Genomic DNA, 19616 nt, shown 5'->3' on the forward strand with positions numbered 1-19616 from the left:
GCCGCCGGGCGGCCGCGACACCGGAGATCCACCGTACGACCCCTTACGCATACGTATATGGCGCGGTCCGCAGTCTGCTCCTCCCCGCAGACGGCGGACCGTTGTGTTTCCCGGCCCGCGCTCCCGACGCCCGCTCCCGGCCGCGTTCCCGGCGCCCGCTCCTGGCGCGCGCTCTCCACGCAACTCCCGCGCCCCCGTGTCCCCGCGCGACCCCGCGCGCACGCCGGGAGCTCCGCCACGGCGCGCCGGGCACTCCGGCGGGCCGCTGCGCAGGGGACATCGAGCGCCGGGCGCCCCGCGCGTATTCCTACCGTTAGTGTGGGGCCCCGTCCGAGACGCTCCAACGCCCCTTCGGGGCGACCCCCGGCCGGAGGGCCCGCCACCTCAATGTCCCCCACCACCGCCGCGTTCGTTCCCGCCACCACCAGCGCCCCCGAGTTCCCGCGCCATGTCGTCACCGCGGTGCTCGTCGCCCACGACGGCGCGCGCTGGCTGCCCGACGCCCTCGCGGGGCTGCTCGGCCAGGAACGCCCCGTACAGAACGTCATGGCCGCCGACACCGGCAGCGCCGACGACTCGGCCCGGCTGCTCACCGAGGCGCTCGGCGACGAGCGCGTGCTGCACCTCGCGCGCCGCTCCGGCTTCGGCACCGCGGTCGAGGAGGCCGTCACGACGGCCGGGGTGCTCACCCCCGACGATCTGCCCTATCTGAAGCGGCCCGGCGGCTGGGACCCGGTCACCAGGACCTGGCGCGACGAGAACTACGACCTGCCCGAACTGCCGCACGGCGAACCGGTGCAGTGGCTCTGGCTCCTCCACGACGACTGCGCGCCCGCCCCCGACGCGCTCGCCGAACTCCTGCGTGTCGCCGACTCCGACGAGTACGCCGCCGTCGTCGGCCCCAAACTCCGCGGCTGGTACGACCGCAAGCAGCTCCTCGAAGTCGGCGTCTCCATCGCCAACAGCGGACGCCGCTGGACCGGTCTCGACCGCCGCGAACAGGACCAGGGCCAGCACGACCAGGTCCGTACCGTCCTCTCCGTCTCCTCGGCCGGCATGCTCATCCGCCGCGACGTCTGGGACGAACTGGGCGGCTTCGACCGCAGACTTCCGCTCATGCGCGACGACGTCGACCTGTGCTGGCGCGCGCACGCCGCGGGGCACCGGGTCCTTGTCGCCCCCGACGCCGTCCTGCGCCACGCCGAGGCGTCCGCGCGCGAGCGCCGTACGGTCGACTGCGCGGGCCGCTCCGTCGTCAACCCGCACCGCGTCGACAAGGCCGGCGCCGTCTACACCATGCTCGTCAACGCGCGGGCCGCCGTGCTCCCCTACGTGCTCTTCCGGCTCGTCCTCGGCACCGTCCTGCGCACCCTCGCCTATCTCGTGGGCAAGGCACCGGGACAGGCCGTCGACGAGGTCACCGGACTCCTCGGCACCCTGCTGCGGCCCGGACGGATCATCAGCGCCCGCAAGGACCGCGGCAAGGGAGTCGTCGAGGCGGCCGAGCTGCGCCCCCTCTTCCCGCCGGCCGGCGCGACCGTCCGCGTCACCGTCGAGCAGATCGCGGCGAGCCTCGGCGGCGACTCCGACTCCGACTCCGGCGGTTCCCGCCACGGCGCCGTCGAGTCGGGACCGGGCGGCGACGACGCCGACTACATGGAGATCGAGCAGTTCGCCCGGCTGAAGAAGCTCGCGCACAAGCCCGGCCCCGTCCTCTTCGCGATCCTTCTCCTGGTCTCGCTCGTCGCCTGCCGCGGACTGCTCGGCGGCGGCGCGCTCGCGGGCGGCGCCCTGCTGCCCGCGCCCCCCGACATCTCAGGACTCTGGTCCCGGTACGCCGACGGCTGGCACCCCGTCGGTACGGGCGTCACCGACACCGCGCCGCCCTACCTCGCCGTCCTGGCCGCCCTGTCGGTCCTCTTCCTCGGCTCCACCGGCCTCGCGCTGACGGTGCTCCTGGTCTGCTCGGTCCCGCTCGCCGGGGTCACCGCGTACTTCGCCTCCCGCTCGCTCGTCCCGTCCCGGCTGCTGCGCGCCTGGGCGAGCGTCGCGTACGCCTTCCTGCCCGCCGCGACCGGCGCGCTGGCCACCGGCAGGCTCGGCACCGCCGTCCTCGCCGTCCTGCTGCCGCTGCTCGCCCGCGCCGCCGTCTCCGCGTACGCGATGCGCGGCGGCGCCGACCCGCAGACGCGCGGCAGTTGGCGCGCCACGTGGGCGTACGCCTTCCTGCTCGCGTTCACGATGGCCTTCACGCCCGTCGTGTGGCCGCTGGCGCTGGTGCTGGGCCTCGGCGTGCTGGTGCTGCGCCGCGGTGAGATCGCCGCGTACGGACCGCGCGTCCTCGCCGGGCTCGGCACCCCGCTGCTGCTCCTGGCGCCCTGGTCGTTCTCGCTGCTCACCGACCCGTCCGCGCTCTTCCGCGAGGCCGGTCTGGAGTTCGGTACGGGCTCGGCCTCCGCGCTCGACCTGCTCGGGATGAGCCCCGGCGGCCCGAAGGCCGTCGGCGGTGTCCTGATGATGGGGATCGTGCTGGCCGCGCTGGCGGCGCTGCTCCGCGCCGAGCGGCGGTTCGCCATCGGCTCGGCGTGGACGGTCGCGCTGGTCGCGCTGGTCTTCGCCGTTCTGACCAACAACTCCGGGTGGGTGGGGCCCGCCACCCTCGTCTACGGCCTCGCGATGATCGCCGCGGCCATCCTCGGCGCGGACGGCGCCCGGATCCGGGTCGCCGCCGAGAGCTTCGGCTGGCGCCAGCCCGTCGCCGTGCTCATCGCGGCCGCCGCCGGACTCGGCCCGCTGATCGCCGCCGTCGGCTGGATGTTCAGCGGCGCGGCGGGCCCGCTGGAGCGCCGCGACCCGGTGCAGGTGCCCGCCTTCGTCGCGGAGGAGAGCATCACCCGCGACCAGCCGCGCACCCTGGTCCTCGGCGGCACCTCGCCCGCCGAGGTCTCGTACTCCCTGGTCCGTGGCTCGGGCGGGCGGCTCGGTGACGCCGAGCTGACCGCGGCGGGCGGCGGCGACGCACGGCTCGACAAGGTCGTCGCCAACCTCGTCGCGGGCTCCGGCGCCGACCAGACCGACACGCTCAGCGGTTTCGCGATCCGCTACGTCCTGGTACGGGACGGAGCCCCCGCCGAGACCGGCCGCGTGCTCGACACCACCCCGGGCCTGACCCGGCTGAGCCAGCTCGACGGCAGCGCGCTGTGGCGGGTCGACCGGCAGATCTCGCGCGCCACGATCGTCGACGGCAAGGGCGACGGCGAGTCGCTCGCGGTCGCCGCGGGGCCGGTCGAGGCGCACACGGAGATCCCGGCGGGCGCCGCCGGACGCGTGCTGCGGATCGCGGACCGGGCCGACGAGGGGTGGCAGGCCACCCTCGACGGCAAGGAGCTGACGAGCAAGACCGTCGACGGCTGGGCCCAGGGCTTCGAGCTCCCCGCCGAGGGCGGCCGGCTCGACCTCACCTACGAGGACCCGATCACCCACACCGCGTGGGTCTGGACGCAGGGCGCGCTCGCCCTCGTCCTGCTGGTGCTCGCCCTGCCGGGGCGCCGCCGGGAGATCGACGACGACCTGCCCGACGAGGACGAGGGGATCCCGGCCCAGCCGGTGGAGGGCGAGGGCCGCAGGGCACGCCGGCTCCGGGCCGCGGCCGAGGCGGAATCCGGGGCCGAGACCGAGGCCGGGGCCGAAGCGGTCACCAAGACCGACGAGCAGGCGGCGTACGGAGCGGTGCCCGCGCAGCCGGCGTACGACGAGTGGGACAGCTCCACGTACGCGAACGCCCCCGCGACTGCACCCGCATCCGCCCCCGCACCCGCACCCGCGGACTCGGGCGCCGGCGCGCAGGTGGCGCCCGGCCAGGACCCGTACCAGCAGCAGTACCAGCAACAGCAACAGCCCTACCAGGGTGACCCGTACCAGCAGCAGGGCACGTACGCGGAGCCCGGCCAGTACGCGGAGCCCGGCCCGTACGACCAGCAGCCGTACCAGAACCACCAGCAGCAGTACGACCCGTACGGCTACGGACAGCAGCAGCCCTACGCCGACGGCCATCAGAACGACCCGCGTCAGCGCCCCGACGGGAGCAGCAACCAGTGAACCGTACGAGCCTCTCCCTCATCGCGGCCGCCACCGCCCTCGCCGCCGTCACCGGGTTCGCCTCGATGTCCGCCCCCGCGGACGCGGACACGACCGCCGCTGGCGCCGTCGCCCGGCTCCCCGTCGAGCGCACCAGCCAGCTCTGCCCGGCGCCCAGCGTCTCGGACGTCGCGGAGACCACGTACACCTCCGTCACCCCCACGGGGAAGGGCGGCGCGGACAGCGCGCCCGCCGCCGACGCGGGCGGCACGGCCGAGCTCAAGGAGTCCACGGTCACGCTGGCCGACCCGGGCGGGGCGGACGACGACAAGAAGGACGACAAGAAGGGCGAACAGGCGCAGGACGACGCGGCGAAGGGGGCCACCGGCGAGGACGGGAAGTCCTTCATGACCCTCAAGGAGCCCGGCACCCCCGTCTCCGCCGAGGCGAGCGGCGCCACCTCACCCGCGCTCGTCGGCACGGCCACCGGCCGCTTCGCCCCCGGCTGGACCACGCAGCAGACCACCACGGTGACCGTGGGCGGCGCGCGCGGGCTGCTCGGGATGACCTGCACCGCGCCCGACACCGACTTCTGGTTCCCCGGCGCCAGCACCGAACGCTCCCGCCAGGACTACGTCCACCTCACCAACCCCGACGACACCGTCGCCATCGTGGACATCGAGCTGTACGGGGCGGACGGCGCCCTCAAGTCCGAGACGGGGGAGGGCATTCCGGTGCCCGCGCGGTCCAGCGTCCCGGTGCTGCTCTCCACCCTGACCAGTGAGACCGCGCCCAATGTGACCGTCCATGTCAGCACCCGCGCGGGCCGGGTCGGCGCGGCGGTGCGCGCCGCGGACGACGCGGGCGGCAGTGACTGGCTGACCGCCTCCGGTGCCCCGGCGGACCGTGTGGTGCTGCCCGGCATCCCGAAGGACGCGACGGACGTGCGGCTGGTGGTCTTCGCGACCGGATCCGCCGACGCCGACCTGAAGGTGCAGCTCTCGACCCCCGAGGGCACGATCACGCCGGCGGGACACGAGAGCCTCCACGTCAAGTCGCAGATGACGGCCGCGCTCGAACTCGCGGACGTCACCAAGGGCGAGGCCGGCTCCCTGGTGCTCTCCCCGTCCGGGAGTCCGGCCCCCGTGGTCGCGGCGCTGCGCGTCGTGCGGGGCAAGGGCGAGAAGCGGGAGATCGCGTTCATCCCGGCGACCGCCCCCATCACGGCGCGCGCGACCGTGGCCGACAACCGCGCCAAGGGTTCGACGCTCTCGCTGACCGCCCCCGGCGCCGCCGCGAAGGTCAGGGTCACGTCCTCGCCGGGCACCGAGGGGGGCGAGGCGACGGTGGAGACGTACGACGTCAAGGCGCGGTCGACGCTGGCCGTCACCCCGAAGGCGCCGGCCGGCCTGAAGGGCGCGTACGCGCTGACGGTCGAGCCGGAGTCGGGCGGCCCCGTCCACGCGTCGCGCACGCTGGAGCTGCCGGAGGACGGGGTGCCGATGTTCACGGTGCAGACGCTGCCGGACGACCGGGGCACCGTGTCCGTACCGAGGGCCAGGGAAGACCTGTCCATCCTGGACAACGGAGAGTAGCGCCCTTCACCGGCCCCGCGCGGAGCCTCGGGTCACTCCTGTCCGGCAGCTCACTCCTGTCCGTACCGCGGGTCGACGGACTCGGGCGCCAGCCCCAGCAGCTCCGCGACCTGTTCGACGACGACCTCGTGCACCAGCAGCGCGCGGTCGTCGCGGCCTTTGGTACGGATCTCCACGGGGCGGCGGTAGACGAGGATGCGCGCCGGATGATCCTTGCCCGCCGGGGCGGAGCTGCCGAGCGGAACGGTCTCCTCCAGGGTGCTGGGCACCTCCATGACGAGGAACTCGACATCCGCGAGCTGAGGCCAGCGCCGCTCCAGCCGGTCCACGGAGTCCCGTACGAGATCACGGAACGACTCCGAGCGGCTGGTCGAGAGCGGCACCTGGGGCGGGGCGACCGGCCCGCGCATCCCCCGGCCGTGGCGGTCGCGGCGGCGCGGCCGGGGCTCGGGCGGCCGGGGAGGTACTGGACTGTCCATCACTGACGCAGCGTAGCTCTCCGGGGCGCTCCATCATCGAGGCTCGGACCTCGTCGGAAGCCATGTCGCATGCCACGTCGCATGGCATGTCGCATATTGAGCATTCAGGCCAAGCTTGGGCTCGATTCCCGACGTACGCATGATCGTCGATCCCTCGCGCATTGACGGGTTTGTCCCAAGTCGCGACCGTGTCACGGGCTGTCGTCGGCTCGTCACTCCTCTTTCCGCGCAGGTCAGGGCAGTTGATTCCAGCCAACTTGTGCGGCATATCACGCCGCGACACGGTGGAGTGACCTGGTGGTGAGTCGTCGCAGCCCGCTCAAGAGTGCGGTACCGTCCAACATCGTGAGCCCTGTACGTCGCTGTTCGCGCACCGCGTGCGGCCGCCCTGCTGTCGCGACACTGACGTACGTCTATGCCGACTCGACCGCGGTCCTCGGCCCGCTCGCCACCTACGCCGAGCCTCACTGCTACGACCTGTGTGCGGAACACGGTCAGCGGCTGACGGCGCCACGCGGCTGGGAGGTCGTCCGGCTCACGGACGGCTCGGCCCCCGCGCAGCCGAGCGGCGACGATCTCGAAGCCCTGGCCAATGCCGTCCGGGAGGCCGCCCGCCCGCCGGAGCGGTCGCCCGAGGGTGGCGGCAAGGGCGCGCGCGGGGCGGACCCGATGGAGGTCGGGCGCCGGGGGCATCTGCGGGTGCTGCGCTCACCCGAGTCCTGAGCCCCGCCCCGACGGGCCTTCAGGGCTCTTCCAGGGGCACTTCCGGATCCCCGTTCAGGGTTTCCGCCACGGATCCTGCGCGGACCATTGACCTTCTCTTGGCGCGGACACGACCATTCCTCCATCCGTGAGAGATCACTTTCCGTATCGCGGAATTCCGGAGGACTGTCGTGTTCGTACAGCAACTGGAACCTGTCGCCGATTCGCTCGCACTCTCCGCTCTCGTCGCCGCACTGCCCCTGGCCACCGTGCTGATCCTGCTCGGCGGGGTCCGTATGCGAGCCCACCTCGCCGGACTCACCGGCCTCGCCGTCGCCGTACTCGTCGGCTGGCTCGCCTTCTCGATGCCCCTCGGCCAGACGCTCTCGGCAGGCGCGCAGGGCGTGCTCTTCGGGCTCTTCCCCATCATGTGGATCGTCGTCAACGCCCTCTGGGTCTACCGGATGACGGTCAGGACCCAGCACTTCGACATCCTGCGGCGCTCCTTTGGACGCCTCTCCGACGATCCCCGTATCCAGGCGCTCGTCGTCGCCTTCTGCTTCGGCGCGCTCCTCGAAGCGCTCGCGGGGTTCGGCGCGCCGGTCGCGATCTGCTCGGTGATGCTGGTGGCGCTCGGCTTCGACCCGGTGAAGGCCGCCGTCGTCGCGCTCGTCGCCAACACCGCGCCGGTGGCCTTCGGCGCCATGGGCACACCGGTCGTGACGCTCGCGCAGGTCACCGGGTTGCCGCTGGACACGGTCGCCGCCGTCGTCGGCCGGCAGACCCCGCTCCTCGCCCTCGTCGTACCACTGGTGCTCATCGGCCTCGTCGACGGGCGGCGCGGGCTGCGCGAGACCTGGGTGCCCGCGCTGGCGTGCGGAGTCGCCTTCGCCGTCGCGCAGTTCGCCGCCGCCAACTACGTCTCGGCCCAACTCGCCGACATCGCGGCCGCGCTGGCCGGGGCCGCCGCGTTGGTCGCGGTGCCCTCGGCGCGCCGGCCCGCGGCGGAGCCGGTACGCGCCGCCGTGCTCACGGGCGTACGGAGCGAGGACCTGGACCGCGAGGACCCGCGCCGCGAAGTGGTGCGCGCCTACGCCCCGTACGCGCTGATCGTCGCGATCTTCTCCGTCGCGCAGATCCCGCCGGTCAAGGAGCTGCTGGCCAAGGCGACACAGGTCTTCGACTGGCCCTTCCTCGATGTCGCGAACCCCGACGGGGAGCGCGTGGGCGCCAATGTCTTCACGCTGCCCCTGGTCGGCACCGGTGGCACGCTCGTACTCCTCGCCGGGCTGGTCACGGCCGTGGTGCTGGGCGTACGGGCGGGGGACGCGGTGCGCGAGTGGGCGGCGACCGTGCACGAACTGCGGTACGCGATCCTCACCGTCACCTCGGTGCTGGCCCTCGCGTACGTCATGAACCTGTCCGGACAGGCCGCGACCATCGGCCACTTCGTCGCCGCGGCGGGGGCCGGGCTGGCGTTCCTCTCGCCGATCCTCGGCTGGTTCGGCGTCGCGGTAACGGGCTCGGACACCTCGGCCAACGCCCTGTTCGGCGCGCTCCAGGTGACCGCGGCGCACCAGTCGGGGCTCGCGCCGGAGCTGCTGGCCGCGGCGAACAGCTCCGGGGGCGTGCTGGGCAAGATGATCTCCCCGCAGAACCTGACGATCGCGTGCGCGGCGGTGGGGCTGGCGGGCAAGGAGGGAGACGTGCTGCGCAAGGTGCTGCCGTGGAGTCTGGGGCTGTTGCTGGTGATGTGCCTGATCGTGGTGGCGCAGAGTACGGCGGTACTGGGGTGGATGCTGCCTTAACGGTGTCATCCGGCCCGGGTAGGTTGAACCGACGCACCGCACCGCACGAATTGCCGCACTGGACCGAGCGCACTGGACCGAGCGCGGTGAGCCGACCGCACTGAGCCGACCGCACTGAACCGACCGCACTGAACCGACCGCAGTGAACCGACCGCGGTGACAGGAACCTCTGGAGGGCGTGACCGTGGCCGATGTTTCGCATGCGCCGCATGTGCCACATGTGCCGGACCTGGCGCAGATCGTGAAGGCGTACGACGTACGAGGGGTGTACCCGGACCAGCTCGACGACCGGCTCGCGGAACTCTTCGGTGCCGCCTTCGCAGAGGTCACCGGCGCCGGGGCGATCGTCGTCGGCCACGACATGCGGCCCTCCTCACCCGGCCTGGCGTCGGCCTTCGCGCGGGGCGCCCTCTCGCGCGGCGCCGACGCCACCCTCATCGGGCTGTGCTCCACGGACCAGCTCTACTACGCGTCCGGGAGCCTGAACGTCCCCGGCGCGATGTTCACGGCGTCGCACAACCCGGCCCGCTACAACGGGATCAAGATGTGCCGCGCGGGCGCCGCACCGGTGGGCCAGAACACGGGACTCGCGGAGATCCGTGCCCTGGTGGAGAGTTGGCTGCGGGGCACGGAGAAGACACCGGAGGGCACGGGAACCCTCACGCGGCGTGACACGTTGGACGATTACGCCGCGTATCTGCTCTCCCTGGTCGACCTCTCCGCGATCCGCCCGCTGAAGGTCGTCGTGGACGCGGGCAACGGCATGGGCGGCCACACGGTCCCGACCGTCTTCGCCGGCCTGCCGCTCGATGTCGTGCCCATGTACTTCGAGTTGGACGGTACGTTCCCGAACCACGAGGCGAACCCCCTGGACCCGAAGAACATCGTCGACCTCCAGGCCCGCGTCCTCGCCGAGGGCGCCGACCTCGGCCTGGCCTTCGACGGCGACGCGGACCGCTGCTTCGTCGTGGACGAACAGGGCCGGGGCGTCTCGCCGTCCGCGATCACGGCCCTGGTCGCGGCGCGCGAACTGGCCAAGCACCCGGGCGCGACGGTCATCCACAACCTGATCACGTCCCGGTCGGTCCCCGAGGTCGTCAGGGAGAACGGCGGCACCCCGGTCCGCACCCGCGTCGGCCACTCCTTCATCAAGCAGGAGATGGCCACGACGGGCGCGGTCTTCGGCGGCGAGCACTCCGCGCACTACTACTTCCGCGACTTCTGGAACGCGGACACCGGCATGCTCGCCGCGCTCCACGTCCTGGCGGCCCTCGGCGGCCAGGACGGCCCGCTCTCGGAACTGGTCTCCTCGTACGACCGGTACGCGGGCTCGGGCGAGATCAACTCCACGGTGGACGACCAGGAGGCCCGGCTGGCGGCGGTCCGCGCGGCGTTCGCGGCGCGCGAGGGGGTCACCCTCGACGAACTGGACGGCCTGACGGTGTCGGCAGCGGACTGGTGGGTCAACGTCCGCCCCTCCAACACAGAGCCGCTGCTGCGCCTGAACGTGGAGGCGCGGGACGCGGCGACGATGGCGAGGCTCCGGGACGAAGCCCTGGCCCTGATCAGGGACTGACCGGGACCGGCCGTCATCACCGCCCCTCGGACACCCGCCGTTCCCGGCTCCGGGACGGCGGGCGCGGGGCCTACGGCGGTAGGCTGACAGGCGTCTAGCCACCTGTTCGAAAGGACACCCACCCCATGCCGCTCGAAGCCGGCCTCCTGGAGATCCTGGCCTGCCCGGCCTGTCACGCGCCGCTCAGCGACCGCACCACGGCCGAGACGCCCGAGCTCGTCTGCACCGGTGCGGAGTGCGGCCTGGCGTACCCGGTCAGGGACGACATCCCGGTGCTCCTCGTGGACGAGGCGCGCCGCCCCGCGTAATCACCGCCCCGCGCGAGCACGCCCCGCGTGGCCGTGCCTTGTGGACACACGCACAACGCGCAGGTACGCCTCACGTACGCACCCCGCAGGTGCGTAGGCGCGCACCGCGCGGACACGCCGCGTACCACCCGTAACAACCGCATCACTCACAACTGCATCACTCGCATCAGCCCTGCTCATGTGCCACACCAGCGGAGGCCCACCCCTCATGCTCGACGAGTCGCTGCTCGACGCTCCCGACGCGCTCACCCGCGCCGACCACCACGGTCTGCTCCGTGACGCCGCCGAAGCCGGGGCCAGGGTCCGTACCGCGCTGCGGCAGACCGCCGAGGCCGGCGTCGGCGACCTGGCACCGGAAGGCCGCCCCCGTGGCGTACTGATCGCCGGTTCCGGCGCCGCCGCGACCGCCGCCGCCGACCTTGTCGCCGCGCTGGCGGGCGGAGCCGCGCCGGTGACCCGATTGCGCCCCACGGGCGTCGCCCCCGCCGCGGGCGCCCTGCGCTGGGCGCTCCCCGGGTGGGCCGGCCCCGTGGACCTGCTGCTGATCGCCACCACCGACGGCAGCGAGCCCGGCCTGGCCCTCCTCGCGGAGCAGGCGTACCGGCGCGGCTGCACGGTCGTCGGCGTCGCGCCCGGCCACTCCCCGCTGAGCGAGTCCCTCAACGGTTCGCACGGACTGCTCGTACCGATGGCGACGGCACCGAACGAGTGGGCCGACGCCGTCGAGGCGGACACCCGCGCGACCGGGCCGGGCGCCCTCTGGGCCCTGCTCGTCCCGCTGCTCGCCCTGCTCGACCGGGTGGGACTCCTCACCGCGCCACCGGAGACCCTTCAGCGCGTCGCCGACCGGCTGGACCGTACCGCCGAGCGCTGCGGCCCCGCCATCGTCACGTACAGCAATCCCGCGAAGACCCTCGCCGCCGAACTCGCCGACAGCCTCCCGCTGATCTGGACCGAGGGCACGGCCGCGGCCCCCGCCGGCCGCCGCTTCGCCGCCGTGCTGTCCGAACTGAGCGGCCGTCCCGCGCTCGCCGCCGAACTGCCCGAGGCGCTGGAGGCCCACGGCGCGCTGCTCGCCGGCGCCCTCGCGGCCGGCGCCGACCCCGACGACTTCTTCCGCGACCGGGTCGAGGAGAGCCAGGCCCTGCGCGCCCGCGTCGTACTGCTCAGGGACCGTCCGGCGGGCGGCCTCACCGCCGCCCCCGCCGCCCGCGAACTCGCCCTCGGCCACGAGGCGCCCATCAGCGAGCTGGAGCCGGAGGAGGGCACCGACATCGAAGCCCTGGCCGAGCTGATCTCCGTCACCGACTTCGCCACGGTCTACCTGACACTGGCCGCGGGCACTCCCGTATGACCTGACACCGCCCATGCATGCCGTTCCCGTACCGACGGCGCGCCGCCCGCCCGAGCACCCGCACGCCCGCTCCCCTTGGCCCTTACCCCGCCGTCGCCCGGTCAGCTCAGCCCTACCGGCACCCGACGCACCAGACCGCACCTGGTCGGCACCTGACCGGCATCCGACGAGCACTCCACCAGCACCACACCAGCACCAGGGCGCCGTCCCACCGCCACCGCGCCGCCACCTCGTACCAGAAGGCTCACCCCATGGACCGCCTCTCGAACACCGTGCGCCCCTACGCCTGGGGCTCGACGACCGCCATCCCGGAACTGCTCGGCACCCCTCCCACGGGCGAGCCGCAGGCCGAGATGTGGCTCGGCGCCCACCCCGGCGCCCCCTCGCGGCTCGACCGCGGACACGGCGCGGGTGAGCAGGCGCTCTCGGACGTCATCGACGCCGACCCCGAGGCGGAGCTCGGAGCGGCCACCACACGGAAGTTCGGTCCCCGGCTGCCCTTCCTGCTCAAGCTGCTCGCCGCGGGATCGCCGCTCTCCCTCCAGGTGCACCCCGACCTCGCCCAGGCGAAGGAGGGGTACGCGGACGAGGAGCGCCGCGGCGTCCCGATCGACGCCCCGCACCGCAACTACAAGGACGCCAGCCACAAGCCCGAACTGATCTGCGCGCTCACCCCCTTCGAGGGGCTCTGCGGATTCCGCGCCCCGGAGGACGCCGCCGAACTCCTCGCGGGGCTCGACGTCGACGCGCTCAAGCCGTACGTCGACCTCCTGTGCGCCCACCCTGAAGAGGCCGCGCTGCGCGAGGTCCTGACCGCCGTACTGGGCGCGGACCCGGAGGAGACGGCCGCCACGGTCACCGAGGCTGCCGCCGCCGCGGACCGGCTCGGCGGCGCGTACGCCCCGTACGCGTCGATCGCCCGCCACTACCCGGGCGACCCGGGTGTCATCGCCGCCATGCTGCTCAACCACGTACAACTCCAGCCGGGCGAGGCGCTCTTCCTCGGCGCCGGTGTGCCGCACGCGTACCTCGACGGCCTCGGTGTCGAGATCATGGCCAACTCGGACAACGTCCTGCGGTGCGGCCTCACCCCCAAGCACGTGGACGTCCCCGAACTCCTGCGGGTCGTGCGCTTCGAAGCGACCGAGCCGGCCGTTCTGCGCCCCGAGGCGTCCGCCTCCGGCGAGGAGTTGTACGACACCCCCATCGACGAGTTCCGGCTCTCCCGCTTCACCCTCGCGCCGGGCGCCGCTCCGCGCGATCTGACGGCCGCCACCCCGCAGATCCTGCTCTGTACCGCGGGCGCCCCCACGGCGGGCGATCTCGGGCTGACACCCGGCGGCGCGGTCTTCGTACCGGCGGGTGAGAAGACCGAACTGTCCGGTACCGGCACGGTGTTCCGGGCCACAGTGGTGGTCTGATAGTTCGGCCGCTCCGGCGGCTGCAACAATGTCCCGCCGTACGGCGGCGCCAGGGCCGCATACCTAGGAAGGGACACCACGCACCCATGAGCGCGTCCGGCGGAACCAAGGCGATTGTGGCGGCGCTCGGCGCCAACCTCGCGATCGCAGTAGCCAAGTTCGTGGCATTCGCCTTCAGCGGGTCGTCGTCGATGCTCGCCGAGGGTGTGCACTCCCTCGCCGACTCCGGCAACCAGGGGCTGCTGCTCCTCGGCGGTAAGAAGGCGAAGCGCGAGGCAACGCCGGAGCACCCCTTCGGCTACGGGCGTGAGCGCTACATCTACGCCTTCCTCGTCTCCATCGTGCTGTTCTCGATCGGCGGCATGTTCGCGATCTACGAGGGCTACGAGAAGATCAAGAACCCGCACGAGATCGAGGCCTGGTACTGGCCGGTCGGTGTGCTGGTCTTCGCGATCATCGCCGAGTCGATCTCCTTCCGTACGGCCATCCTGGAGTCGAACGCCCTGCGCGGCGCGCTCTCCTGGAAGGACTTCATCCGCCGGGCCAAGGCCCCCGAGCTGCCGGTGGTCCTCCTGGAGGACTTCGGCGCGCTGATCGGTCTGGTCCTCGCCCTCGGCGGCGTCGGTGTCTCCCTCGCGACCGGCGACGGCATCTGGGACGGCATCGGCACGCTCTGCATCGGCATCCTCCTCATTGTGATCGCCCTCGTCCTCGCGGCCGAGACGAAGTCCCTGCTCCTCGGCGAGGCCGCGGGCACCGAGGACGTCGAGAAGATCAAGGGCGCGATCGTCGACGGCGATGTCGTGACCGGCATCATCCACATGCGCACGCTCCACCTCGGCCCCGAGGAGCTTCTGGTCGCGGCGAAGATCGCGGTCGAGCACGACGACACGGCGGGCGAGGTGGCCGCCGCGATCAACGCCGCCGAGTCCCGCATCCGCGAGGCCGTCCCGATCGCCCGGGTGATCTATCTGGAGCCGGACATCTACAGCGCCTCGGCCGCCGCCGCGGGCACCAACCCGGCCAAGGACACGACCACCTCGACCACCTCGACGAGCCCGGACGCGACGGAGTAGCCCGCAGCGCCGCCCCCCCCGAGGCCCTCTCCCCCCGTCCCATACGGCTGTCCTCTCTCCTGGCTTCTCCTGGCTTCTCCCGGCGTGTGTTCCCCCACACGCGTTCTGCTCCTTCCTGGTTCGGCTGTAGGTCGCTGGGCCGATCGGTGTAGATTCGTGACCAGAGCCAGACGTCGCTGCTGATGGCGGTCGGGCGGTCCGCGCTGCGGACCGGCCGAGGGAGAGAGGGCCTCCGACGGACTGCCCCGCGTAGCCCGGGCATTCGTGTGCCCGCCGCCGCAGAGCCAGCCGTACGTATTCACCCTCGACCCGATTTACGAGGAGCAGCTCGTTATGACGACTGTCGCCAACCGGCAGGACTTCAAGGTCGCCGACCTCTCGCTCGCCGAGTTCGGCCGCAAGGAGATCACCCTCGCCGAGCACGAGATGCCCGGCCTGATGTCGATCCGCAAGGAGTACGCGGCGACGCAGCCCCTGGCCGGTGCCCGCATCACGGGATCCCTGCACATGACGGTGCAGACCGCGGTCCTCATCGAGACGCTGACCGCGCTGGGCGCGGAGGTCCGCTGGGCGTCCTGCAACATCTTCTCCACCCAGGACCACGCCGCCGCCGCCATCGCGGTCGGCCCCGAGGGCACCCCGGAGGACCCCAAGGGCGTCCCCGTCTTCGCCTGGAAGGGCGAGACGCTGGAGGAGTACTGGTGGTGCACGGAGCAGGCTCTGACCTGGCCGAACACGCCCACCGGCGGCCCGAACATGATCCTGGACGACGGCGGTGACGCCACCCTCCTGGTCCACAAGGGCGTCGAGTTCGAGAAGGCCGGCGCGGCCCCCGACCCGGCGACGGCGGACAGCGAGGAGTACGGCCACATCCTCACGCTGCTGAACCGCACCCTCTCCGAGAGCCCGCAGAAGTGGACCCGCCTGGCGTCCGAGATCCGCGGTGTCACCGAGGAGACCACGACCGGTGTGCACCGGCTGTACGAGATGCAGCGCGACGGTGTCCTCCTCTTCCCGGCGATCAACGTCAACGACGCGGTCACCAAGTCCAAGTTCGACAACAAGTACGGCTGCCGCCACTCCCTGATCGACGGCATCAACCGCGCCACCGATGTCCTCATCGGCGGCAAGGTCGCGGTCGTCTTCGGCTACGGCGACGTCGGCAAGGGCTGCGCGGAGTCCCTGCGCGGCCAGGGCGCCCGTGTGATCATCACCGAGATCGACCCGATCTGCGCGCTCCAGGCGGCGATGGACGGCTACCAGGTCTCGACGCTGGACGACGTCGTCGGCATCGCCGACATCTTCGTCACCACGACGGGCAACAAGGACATCATCATGGCCTCGGACATGGCCAAGATGAAGCACCAGGCGATCGTGGGCAACATCGGCCACTTCGACAACGAGATCGACATGGCCGGCCTGGCCAAGATCGAAGGCATCGTCAAGGACGAGGTGAAGCCCCAGGTCCACACCTGGACCTTCCCCGACGGCAAGACGCTCATCATCCTGTCCGAGGGCCGCCTGCTCAACCTGGGCAACGCGACCGGTCACCCCTCGTTCGTGATGTCGAACTCGTTCGCGGACCAGACCCTGGCCCAGATCGAGCTCTTCACCAAGCCGGAGGAGTACCCGACCGACGTCTACGTGCTCCCCAAGGCCCTGGACGAGAAGGTCGCCCGTCTCCACCTCGACGCGCTCGGGGTGAAGCTCACGACGCTCCGCCCGGAGCAGGCCGCGTACATCGGTGTCGAGGTCGAAGGCCCGTACAAGCCGGACCACTACCGCTACTGATCCACAGCGCGCGCCCGCGCGGGCACGCCCGCCGACGGGCCGACCGGTGGTGACGGATCACCGACACCGCCTCGGCCCCTCGGCACCCGGCATTCCGCAGCTCACAGAACAGGCCCCCGCACCCCCGTGCCGGGGGCTTGTTCCGTGCGCACGGCGCCGAGCCGCCAGGGCGTTGACGTACGGTGTGCTGTCAGCCGCCGCGTACCCGAAGGACCCGGAAGACCCCATGCCCCGCGGCCGTTATTCGCTTCATGACCCGCACGATCACATCCCTCTCGGCGACGAACACTTCCACTGCGCGCCCGGCCCCTCCGGCTGGCGCTACGTCTCCCAGATCACCACTCCCTCCGGCGACCACTCGGGCTCCGTCGATCTGGCCCTCGACGAGCTCGGCCGCCCCATCCGGCTTCAACTCCACGCGGCGAGCTGGCAGATCCGCGGCGCCGCCCTCGACGGCGTCACCTGGGTCCGTACCGACCCCACCGGCGCCCACGCCACAGAAGGCAACGTCAAAGCCCACGCCTTCACCGGCACATCCCCCGCCTTCCTCATCGCGACGACCCGTCTTCTGCGCCTCACCCCCGGTTCCCCCACGACACGCGTCCGCCTCGTGGCCTTCACCGACCCGGTCCTCGCCCCCCGCACGCTCGACCAGTCCTGGGCCCTGGTGAACAGTGAAGCGCACGCCACTGACAACGGACCCCTGATCGTGGACGAGTACCAGGTCAGCGCCCTGGACACCGGTGAACAGCACACCGTTCACATTGCCGGCGACGTGGTGCTCTCGGCCCCCGGCATCGAGCTGGAAGACCTGGAAACCCCGCCGTCGCCACCGACCTGACCGGATCCGCCGCTACGCACGCCTACGCGGGCGGGACGAACCCCGTGGCGGGCGGAGGGGGCGCTCCGGCGCCGGGCGCCGGGGCCACGGGTGGGGCAGGAGACGGGGAAGAAGAGGAAGACGGGGAGCCCACGGGAGGGACAGCAGACCGAGCAAGAGGAACCACCGGAGAGCCGACAGCAGCGCCCATGCCCCCCGGGGCTCCCATGCCCCCCGGGACTTCCAAGCGCCGCGCGGCTCCCGCGGCTCCCTTGCCTTCAGGGGCTCCCGCGGCCGGAGCGGTGCCGCCGAAGGCCCGCCGCGCGTCCCGTGCCTGCCGCTCGTTCACCACAGCCGCGAGATACGCGCCCGCAGGCACTCCCTGAGGCGCCGGGGTACCGGTACGAGCCGCGAGATCACCTGCCAGACGCTCGGCCATCGACCGGCCCACCGCCGCGTCGAGCTGCCGCATCCGCGTCAGGTACTGACGTATCGCGAGCCACAGATCATCCGGCACGGCGGAGAGATCCAGCTCCGCGAAGCGCCCCACGAGCCACGGCGGAGGCGGCGGCACCGCCTCCATGTACGACGTCGGCACCCTCTCGCGTACGACGAGGGTCCCCGCGAACACGTCCCCGATCCGCCGCCCCCGCGCCGACGTCAGCGACGCGACACAGGCGACCACCCCGACCGAGAACAGAATCTCGACCACGCCCATCGCCCCGCGCACCAGCGCGTGCCGGAATCGGATGGGCCCGCCGTCGTCCCGTACGACCCGCAGCCCGCAGGCCAGCTTGCCCAGCGAGCGCCCGTGGCTCAGGGTCTCCACGGCGATCGGGCCACCGACCAGTACCAGAAGGAACGAGGCGACGGCCAGGGCCGCGACCGCGGCCTCGTCCAGCGAGCCGGCCGACAGCACGATGCCGACCGACACCATCAGATACGCGGCACCGGCCACCGCGAGATCGATCGCCGTCGCCAGCGCCCGGCTCGGCAGCCGCGCCGGGCGCAGCCCCAGTACGACCGCGTCGCCCGTCACAAGCTCATCCACCGATGCCCACCCTTCGCCGACCTTCCCCGCTCTGGAGAAGGCCAGTCTGCCAAGCTGGCCCACAACACGCCGCAGTCAGCCGTGCCGACGTCAGTAGTACGGACGCCAGTAGTACGGACCGTTCGCACCCAGTGCCTGGAGCAGCAGCCGCCCATGGACCTCGATGTCTTCGTGACCAGCCACCGCGCCGAGTGGGACCGCCTGGACCACCTCCTGGGCCGCGGCCGGCGTCTCACCGGCGCCGAGGCCGATGAACTCGTCGGCCTCTACCAGCGCACCGCCACGCATCTCTCGCTGGTGCAGTCCAGTGCTCCCGATCCGGTACTCATCACCCGCCTCACCCAGCTCGTGGCCCGAGCCCGTGCGACGGTCACCGGCACGCGCCGGGCCGGCTGGCGGGACGCCGTGCTGTTCCTTACGGCGGGGTTCCCCGCCGCCGTCTACCGTGCCCGGCGGTGGTGGATACCGACCGCGCTTCTCTCCACTCTTCTCGCCGCCGCCATCGGCTGGTGGACCGGCGCTCACCCGGAGGTGCAGGCGGCGATCGGGGCACCCGAGGAACTGCGTCAGATGACCCGTCCGGGCGGTGAGTACGAGACGTATTACTCCAGCCATCCGGCGGCGTCGTTCGCGGCACAGGTCTGGACGAACAACGCGCAGGCCGCGGCCATGTGTCTCGTCCTGGGGGCCTTTCTCTGCCTGCCGGTGATCTGGATCCTCTTCGTCAACGTGCTCAACCTGGGCGTCGGCATCGGACTGATGTCTTCGGCGGGCCGCCTCGACACGTTCCTCGGCCTGATCCTGCCCCACGGTCTACTGGAACTGACGGCGGTCTTCGTCGCGGCCGGCACCGGTCTGCGCCTCGGGTGGACCCTGATCGACCCGGGTCCGCACAGCCGCCGAACAGCCATGGCCCAGCAGGGCCGCGCAGCGCTCGGCATGGCCATCGGTCTGGCGCTTGTCCTCTTCGTGTCGGGCGTGATCGAAGGTTTCGTCACCCCGTCCGGCCTGCCCACCTGGGCGCGCATCACCATAGGAGTCGTCGCGGAACTGGCCTTCCTCGCCTATGTCTACATCCTTGGTGGCAGGGCGGCCCGGGAAGGCGAGACCGGCGACCTGGAGGCAGCCGGCCGCAGCGCCGCGCTCCCAGCCGCAGGCTGATGTGCATGGGGCGTACTCGACCTGTTACTCTCCTCTTCGCCCCACAAAAACCGTTGACACGGTTGGCGTGGGGAGGTAGATTTGAACGGTTGCCTCGGAGTTGGACAAGCTCCGGGTTCGCTGATTAACATCTACGTAGCTCCTGGTGGGATCGAATTTCCACGGAGCACCCCTCGATTCGACAAGCAGCTGATTCGGGCCTGTGAAATTCAGACCTTCATGCTTCTGCTAAAGTCGGGTCAGTCGAAAGATGAAAGGCCAATCCGAAGGCCACTGGAATTCATGAGGCAGAACATCGCCGAAAAGGATCTGGTAGAGTCGGAACCGCCGGAAAGGGAAACGCGAAAGCGAAGAACTGGAAAGCGAACCCCGCTCCGACGGGGAATCGGACACGAAA

Annotated in this window: 14 protein-coding genes; 12 read left to right on the plus strand and 2 right to left on the minus strand. The window is 71.9% G+C overall.

The window, feature by feature from the left end; all coding sequences use genetic code 11:
* The first annotated feature begins 387 nt into the window (after positions 1 to 387).
* Both AB0P17_RS07375 and AB0P17_RS07380 read left to right on the plus strand, forming a co-directional pair.
* Positions 388 to 4098, plus strand: a complete 3711-nt coding sequence (locus AB0P17_RS07375; RefSeq protein WP_365808430.1) for a glycosyltransferase family 2 protein — start codon at positions 388 to 390, stop codon at positions 4096 to 4098.
* Positions 4095 to 5672: a DUF5719 family protein gene (locus AB0P17_RS07380; protein ID WP_365808432.1), complete on the plus strand. Its 1578-nt coding sequence runs from the start codon at positions 4095 to 4097 to the stop codon at positions 5670 to 5672. Before AB0P17_RS07375 ends, AB0P17_RS07380 begins: the two co-directional genes overlap by 4 nt.
* Before the next feature lie 50 nt (positions 5673 to 5722).
* Here AB0P17_RS07380 and AB0P17_RS07385 read toward each other — a convergent pair whose 3' ends face one another.
* A complete protein-coding gene (locus AB0P17_RS07385) occupies positions 5723 to 6151 on the minus strand; it encodes a metallopeptidase family protein (RefSeq protein WP_365808434.1) in 429 nt (142 codons plus the stop codon).
* A 297-nt stretch (positions 6152 to 6448) separates the two neighbouring features.
* Here AB0P17_RS07385 and AB0P17_RS07390 point away from each other — a divergent pair, with 297 nt between their 5' ends.
* The 9 genes from AB0P17_RS07390 (at position 6449) to AB0P17_RS07430 (ending at position 17028) form a co-directional block, all read left to right on the plus strand.
* Positions 6449 to 6874 (plus strand): DUF3499 domain-containing protein, encoded by a 426-nt coding sequence (locus AB0P17_RS07390; protein WP_365808436.1) that lies wholly within the window; start codon positions 6449 to 6451, stop codon positions 6872 to 6874.
* 170 nt (positions 6875 to 7044) lie between these two features.
* Positions 7045 to 8661 (plus strand): L-lactate permease, encoded by a 1617-nt coding sequence (locus AB0P17_RS07395; protein WP_365808437.1) that lies wholly within the window; start codon positions 7045 to 7047, stop codon positions 8659 to 8661.
* Positions 8662 to 8872: 211 nt separating this feature from the next.
* On the plus strand, positions 8873 to 10237 hold the full coding sequence (locus AB0P17_RS07400) for a phosphomannomutase/phosphoglucomutase (protein WP_365808439.1): 1365 nt from the start codon (positions 8873 to 8875) through the stop codon (positions 10235 to 10237).
* Between the two features lie 125 nt (positions 10238 to 10362).
* Positions 10363 to 10545 carry a Trm112 family protein gene (locus AB0P17_RS07405; RefSeq protein WP_365808440.1) on the plus strand — a complete coding sequence of 61 codons (183 nt, stop codon included), beginning with the start codon at positions 10363 to 10365 and terminating at the stop codon, positions 10543 to 10545.
* Positions 10546 to 10753: 208 nt separating this feature from the next.
* Positions 10754 to 11899: an SIS domain-containing protein gene (locus AB0P17_RS07410; RefSeq protein ID WP_365808442.1), complete on the plus strand. Its 1146-nt coding sequence runs from the start codon at positions 10754 to 10756 to the stop codon at positions 11897 to 11899.
* Between the two features lie 251 nt (positions 11900 to 12150).
* Complete coding sequence (manA, locus tag AB0P17_RS07415; protein WP_365808444.1) at positions 12151 to 13320, plus strand: mannose-6-phosphate isomerase, class I; 1170 nt, start codon at positions 12151 to 12153, stop codon at positions 13318 to 13320.
* 86 nt (positions 13321 to 13406) lie between these two features.
* Positions 13407 to 14396 (plus strand): cation diffusion facilitator family transporter, encoded by a 990-nt coding sequence (locus AB0P17_RS07420; RefSeq protein ID WP_365808445.1) that lies wholly within the window; start codon positions 13407 to 13409, stop codon positions 14394 to 14396.
* A gap of 333 nt (positions 14397 to 14729) precedes the next feature.
* A complete protein-coding gene (ahcY, locus tag AB0P17_RS07425; protein WP_365808447.1) occupies positions 14730 to 16187 on the plus strand; it encodes an adenosylhomocysteinase in 1458 nt (485 codons plus the stop codon).
* Between the two features lie 226 nt (positions 16188 to 16413).
* Positions 16414 to 17028: a hypothetical protein gene (locus tag AB0P17_RS07430; RefSeq protein ID WP_365808448.1), complete on the plus strand. Its 615-nt coding sequence runs from the start codon at positions 16414 to 16416 to the stop codon at positions 17026 to 17028.
* Positions 17029 to 17050: 22 nt separating this feature from the next.
* On the opposite strand, the gene AB0P17_RS07435 is transcribed toward AB0P17_RS07430, so the two are convergent.
* Entirely contained in the window at positions 17051 to 18058 is a 1008-nt protein-coding gene (locus tag AB0P17_RS07435; protein ID WP_365808450.1) for an RDD family protein, read from the minus strand.
* Positions 18059 to 18211: 153 nt separating this feature from the next.
* Between AB0P17_RS07435 and AB0P17_RS07440 the strand changes: the two genes are divergently transcribed.
* Positions 18212 to 19219, plus strand: coding sequence for a stage II sporulation protein M (locus tag AB0P17_RS07440; protein WP_365808452.1), 1008 nt, complete (start codon positions 18212 to 18214; stop codon positions 19217 to 19219).
* Positions 19220 to 19616 lie beyond the last annotated feature (397 nt).

This window comes from Streptomyces sp. NPDC088124, from assembly GCF_040685895.1.
In the GTDB taxonomy this organism is placed as follows: domain Bacteria; phylum Actinomycetota; class Actinomycetes; order Streptomycetales; family Streptomycetaceae; genus Streptomyces.

Excerpts from the sequence above, each read along its gene's own strand:
- AB0P17_RS07375 (WP_365808430.1), top strand. The coding sequence starts at position 388 with ATGTCCCCCACCACCGCCGCGTTCGTTCCCGCCACCACCAGCGCCCCC.
- AB0P17_RS07385 (WP_365808434.1), bottom strand. The coding sequence starts at position 6,151 with ATGGACAGTCCAGTACCTCCCCGGCCGCCCGAGCCCCGGCCGCGCCGC.
- AB0P17_RS07405 (WP_365808440.1), top strand. The coding sequence starts at position 10,363 with ATGCCGCTCGAAGCCGGCCTCCTGGAGATCCTGGCCTGCCCGGCCTGT.
- AB0P17_RS07410 (WP_365808442.1), top strand. The coding sequence starts at position 10,754 with ATGCTCGACGAGTCGCTGCTCGACGCTCCCGACGCGCTCACCCGCGCC.
- manA (WP_365808444.1), top strand. The coding sequence starts at position 12,151 with ATGGACCGCCTCTCGAACACCGTGCGCCCCTACGCCTGGGGCTCGACG.
- AB0P17_RS07420 (WP_365808445.1), top strand. The coding sequence starts at position 13,407 with ATGAGCGCGTCCGGCGGAACCAAGGCGATTGTGGCGGCGCTCGGCGCC.
- ahcY (WP_365808447.1), top strand. The coding sequence starts at position 14,730 with ATGACGACTGTCGCCAACCGGCAGGACTTCAAGGTCGCCGACCTCTCG.
- AB0P17_RS07430 (WP_365808448.1), top strand. The coding sequence starts at position 16,414 with ATGCCCCGCGGCCGTTATTCGCTTCATGACCCGCACGATCACATCCCT.
- AB0P17_RS07440 (WP_365808452.1), top strand. The coding sequence starts at position 18,212 with ATGGACCTCGATGTCTTCGTGACCAGCCACCGCGCCGAGTGGGACCGC.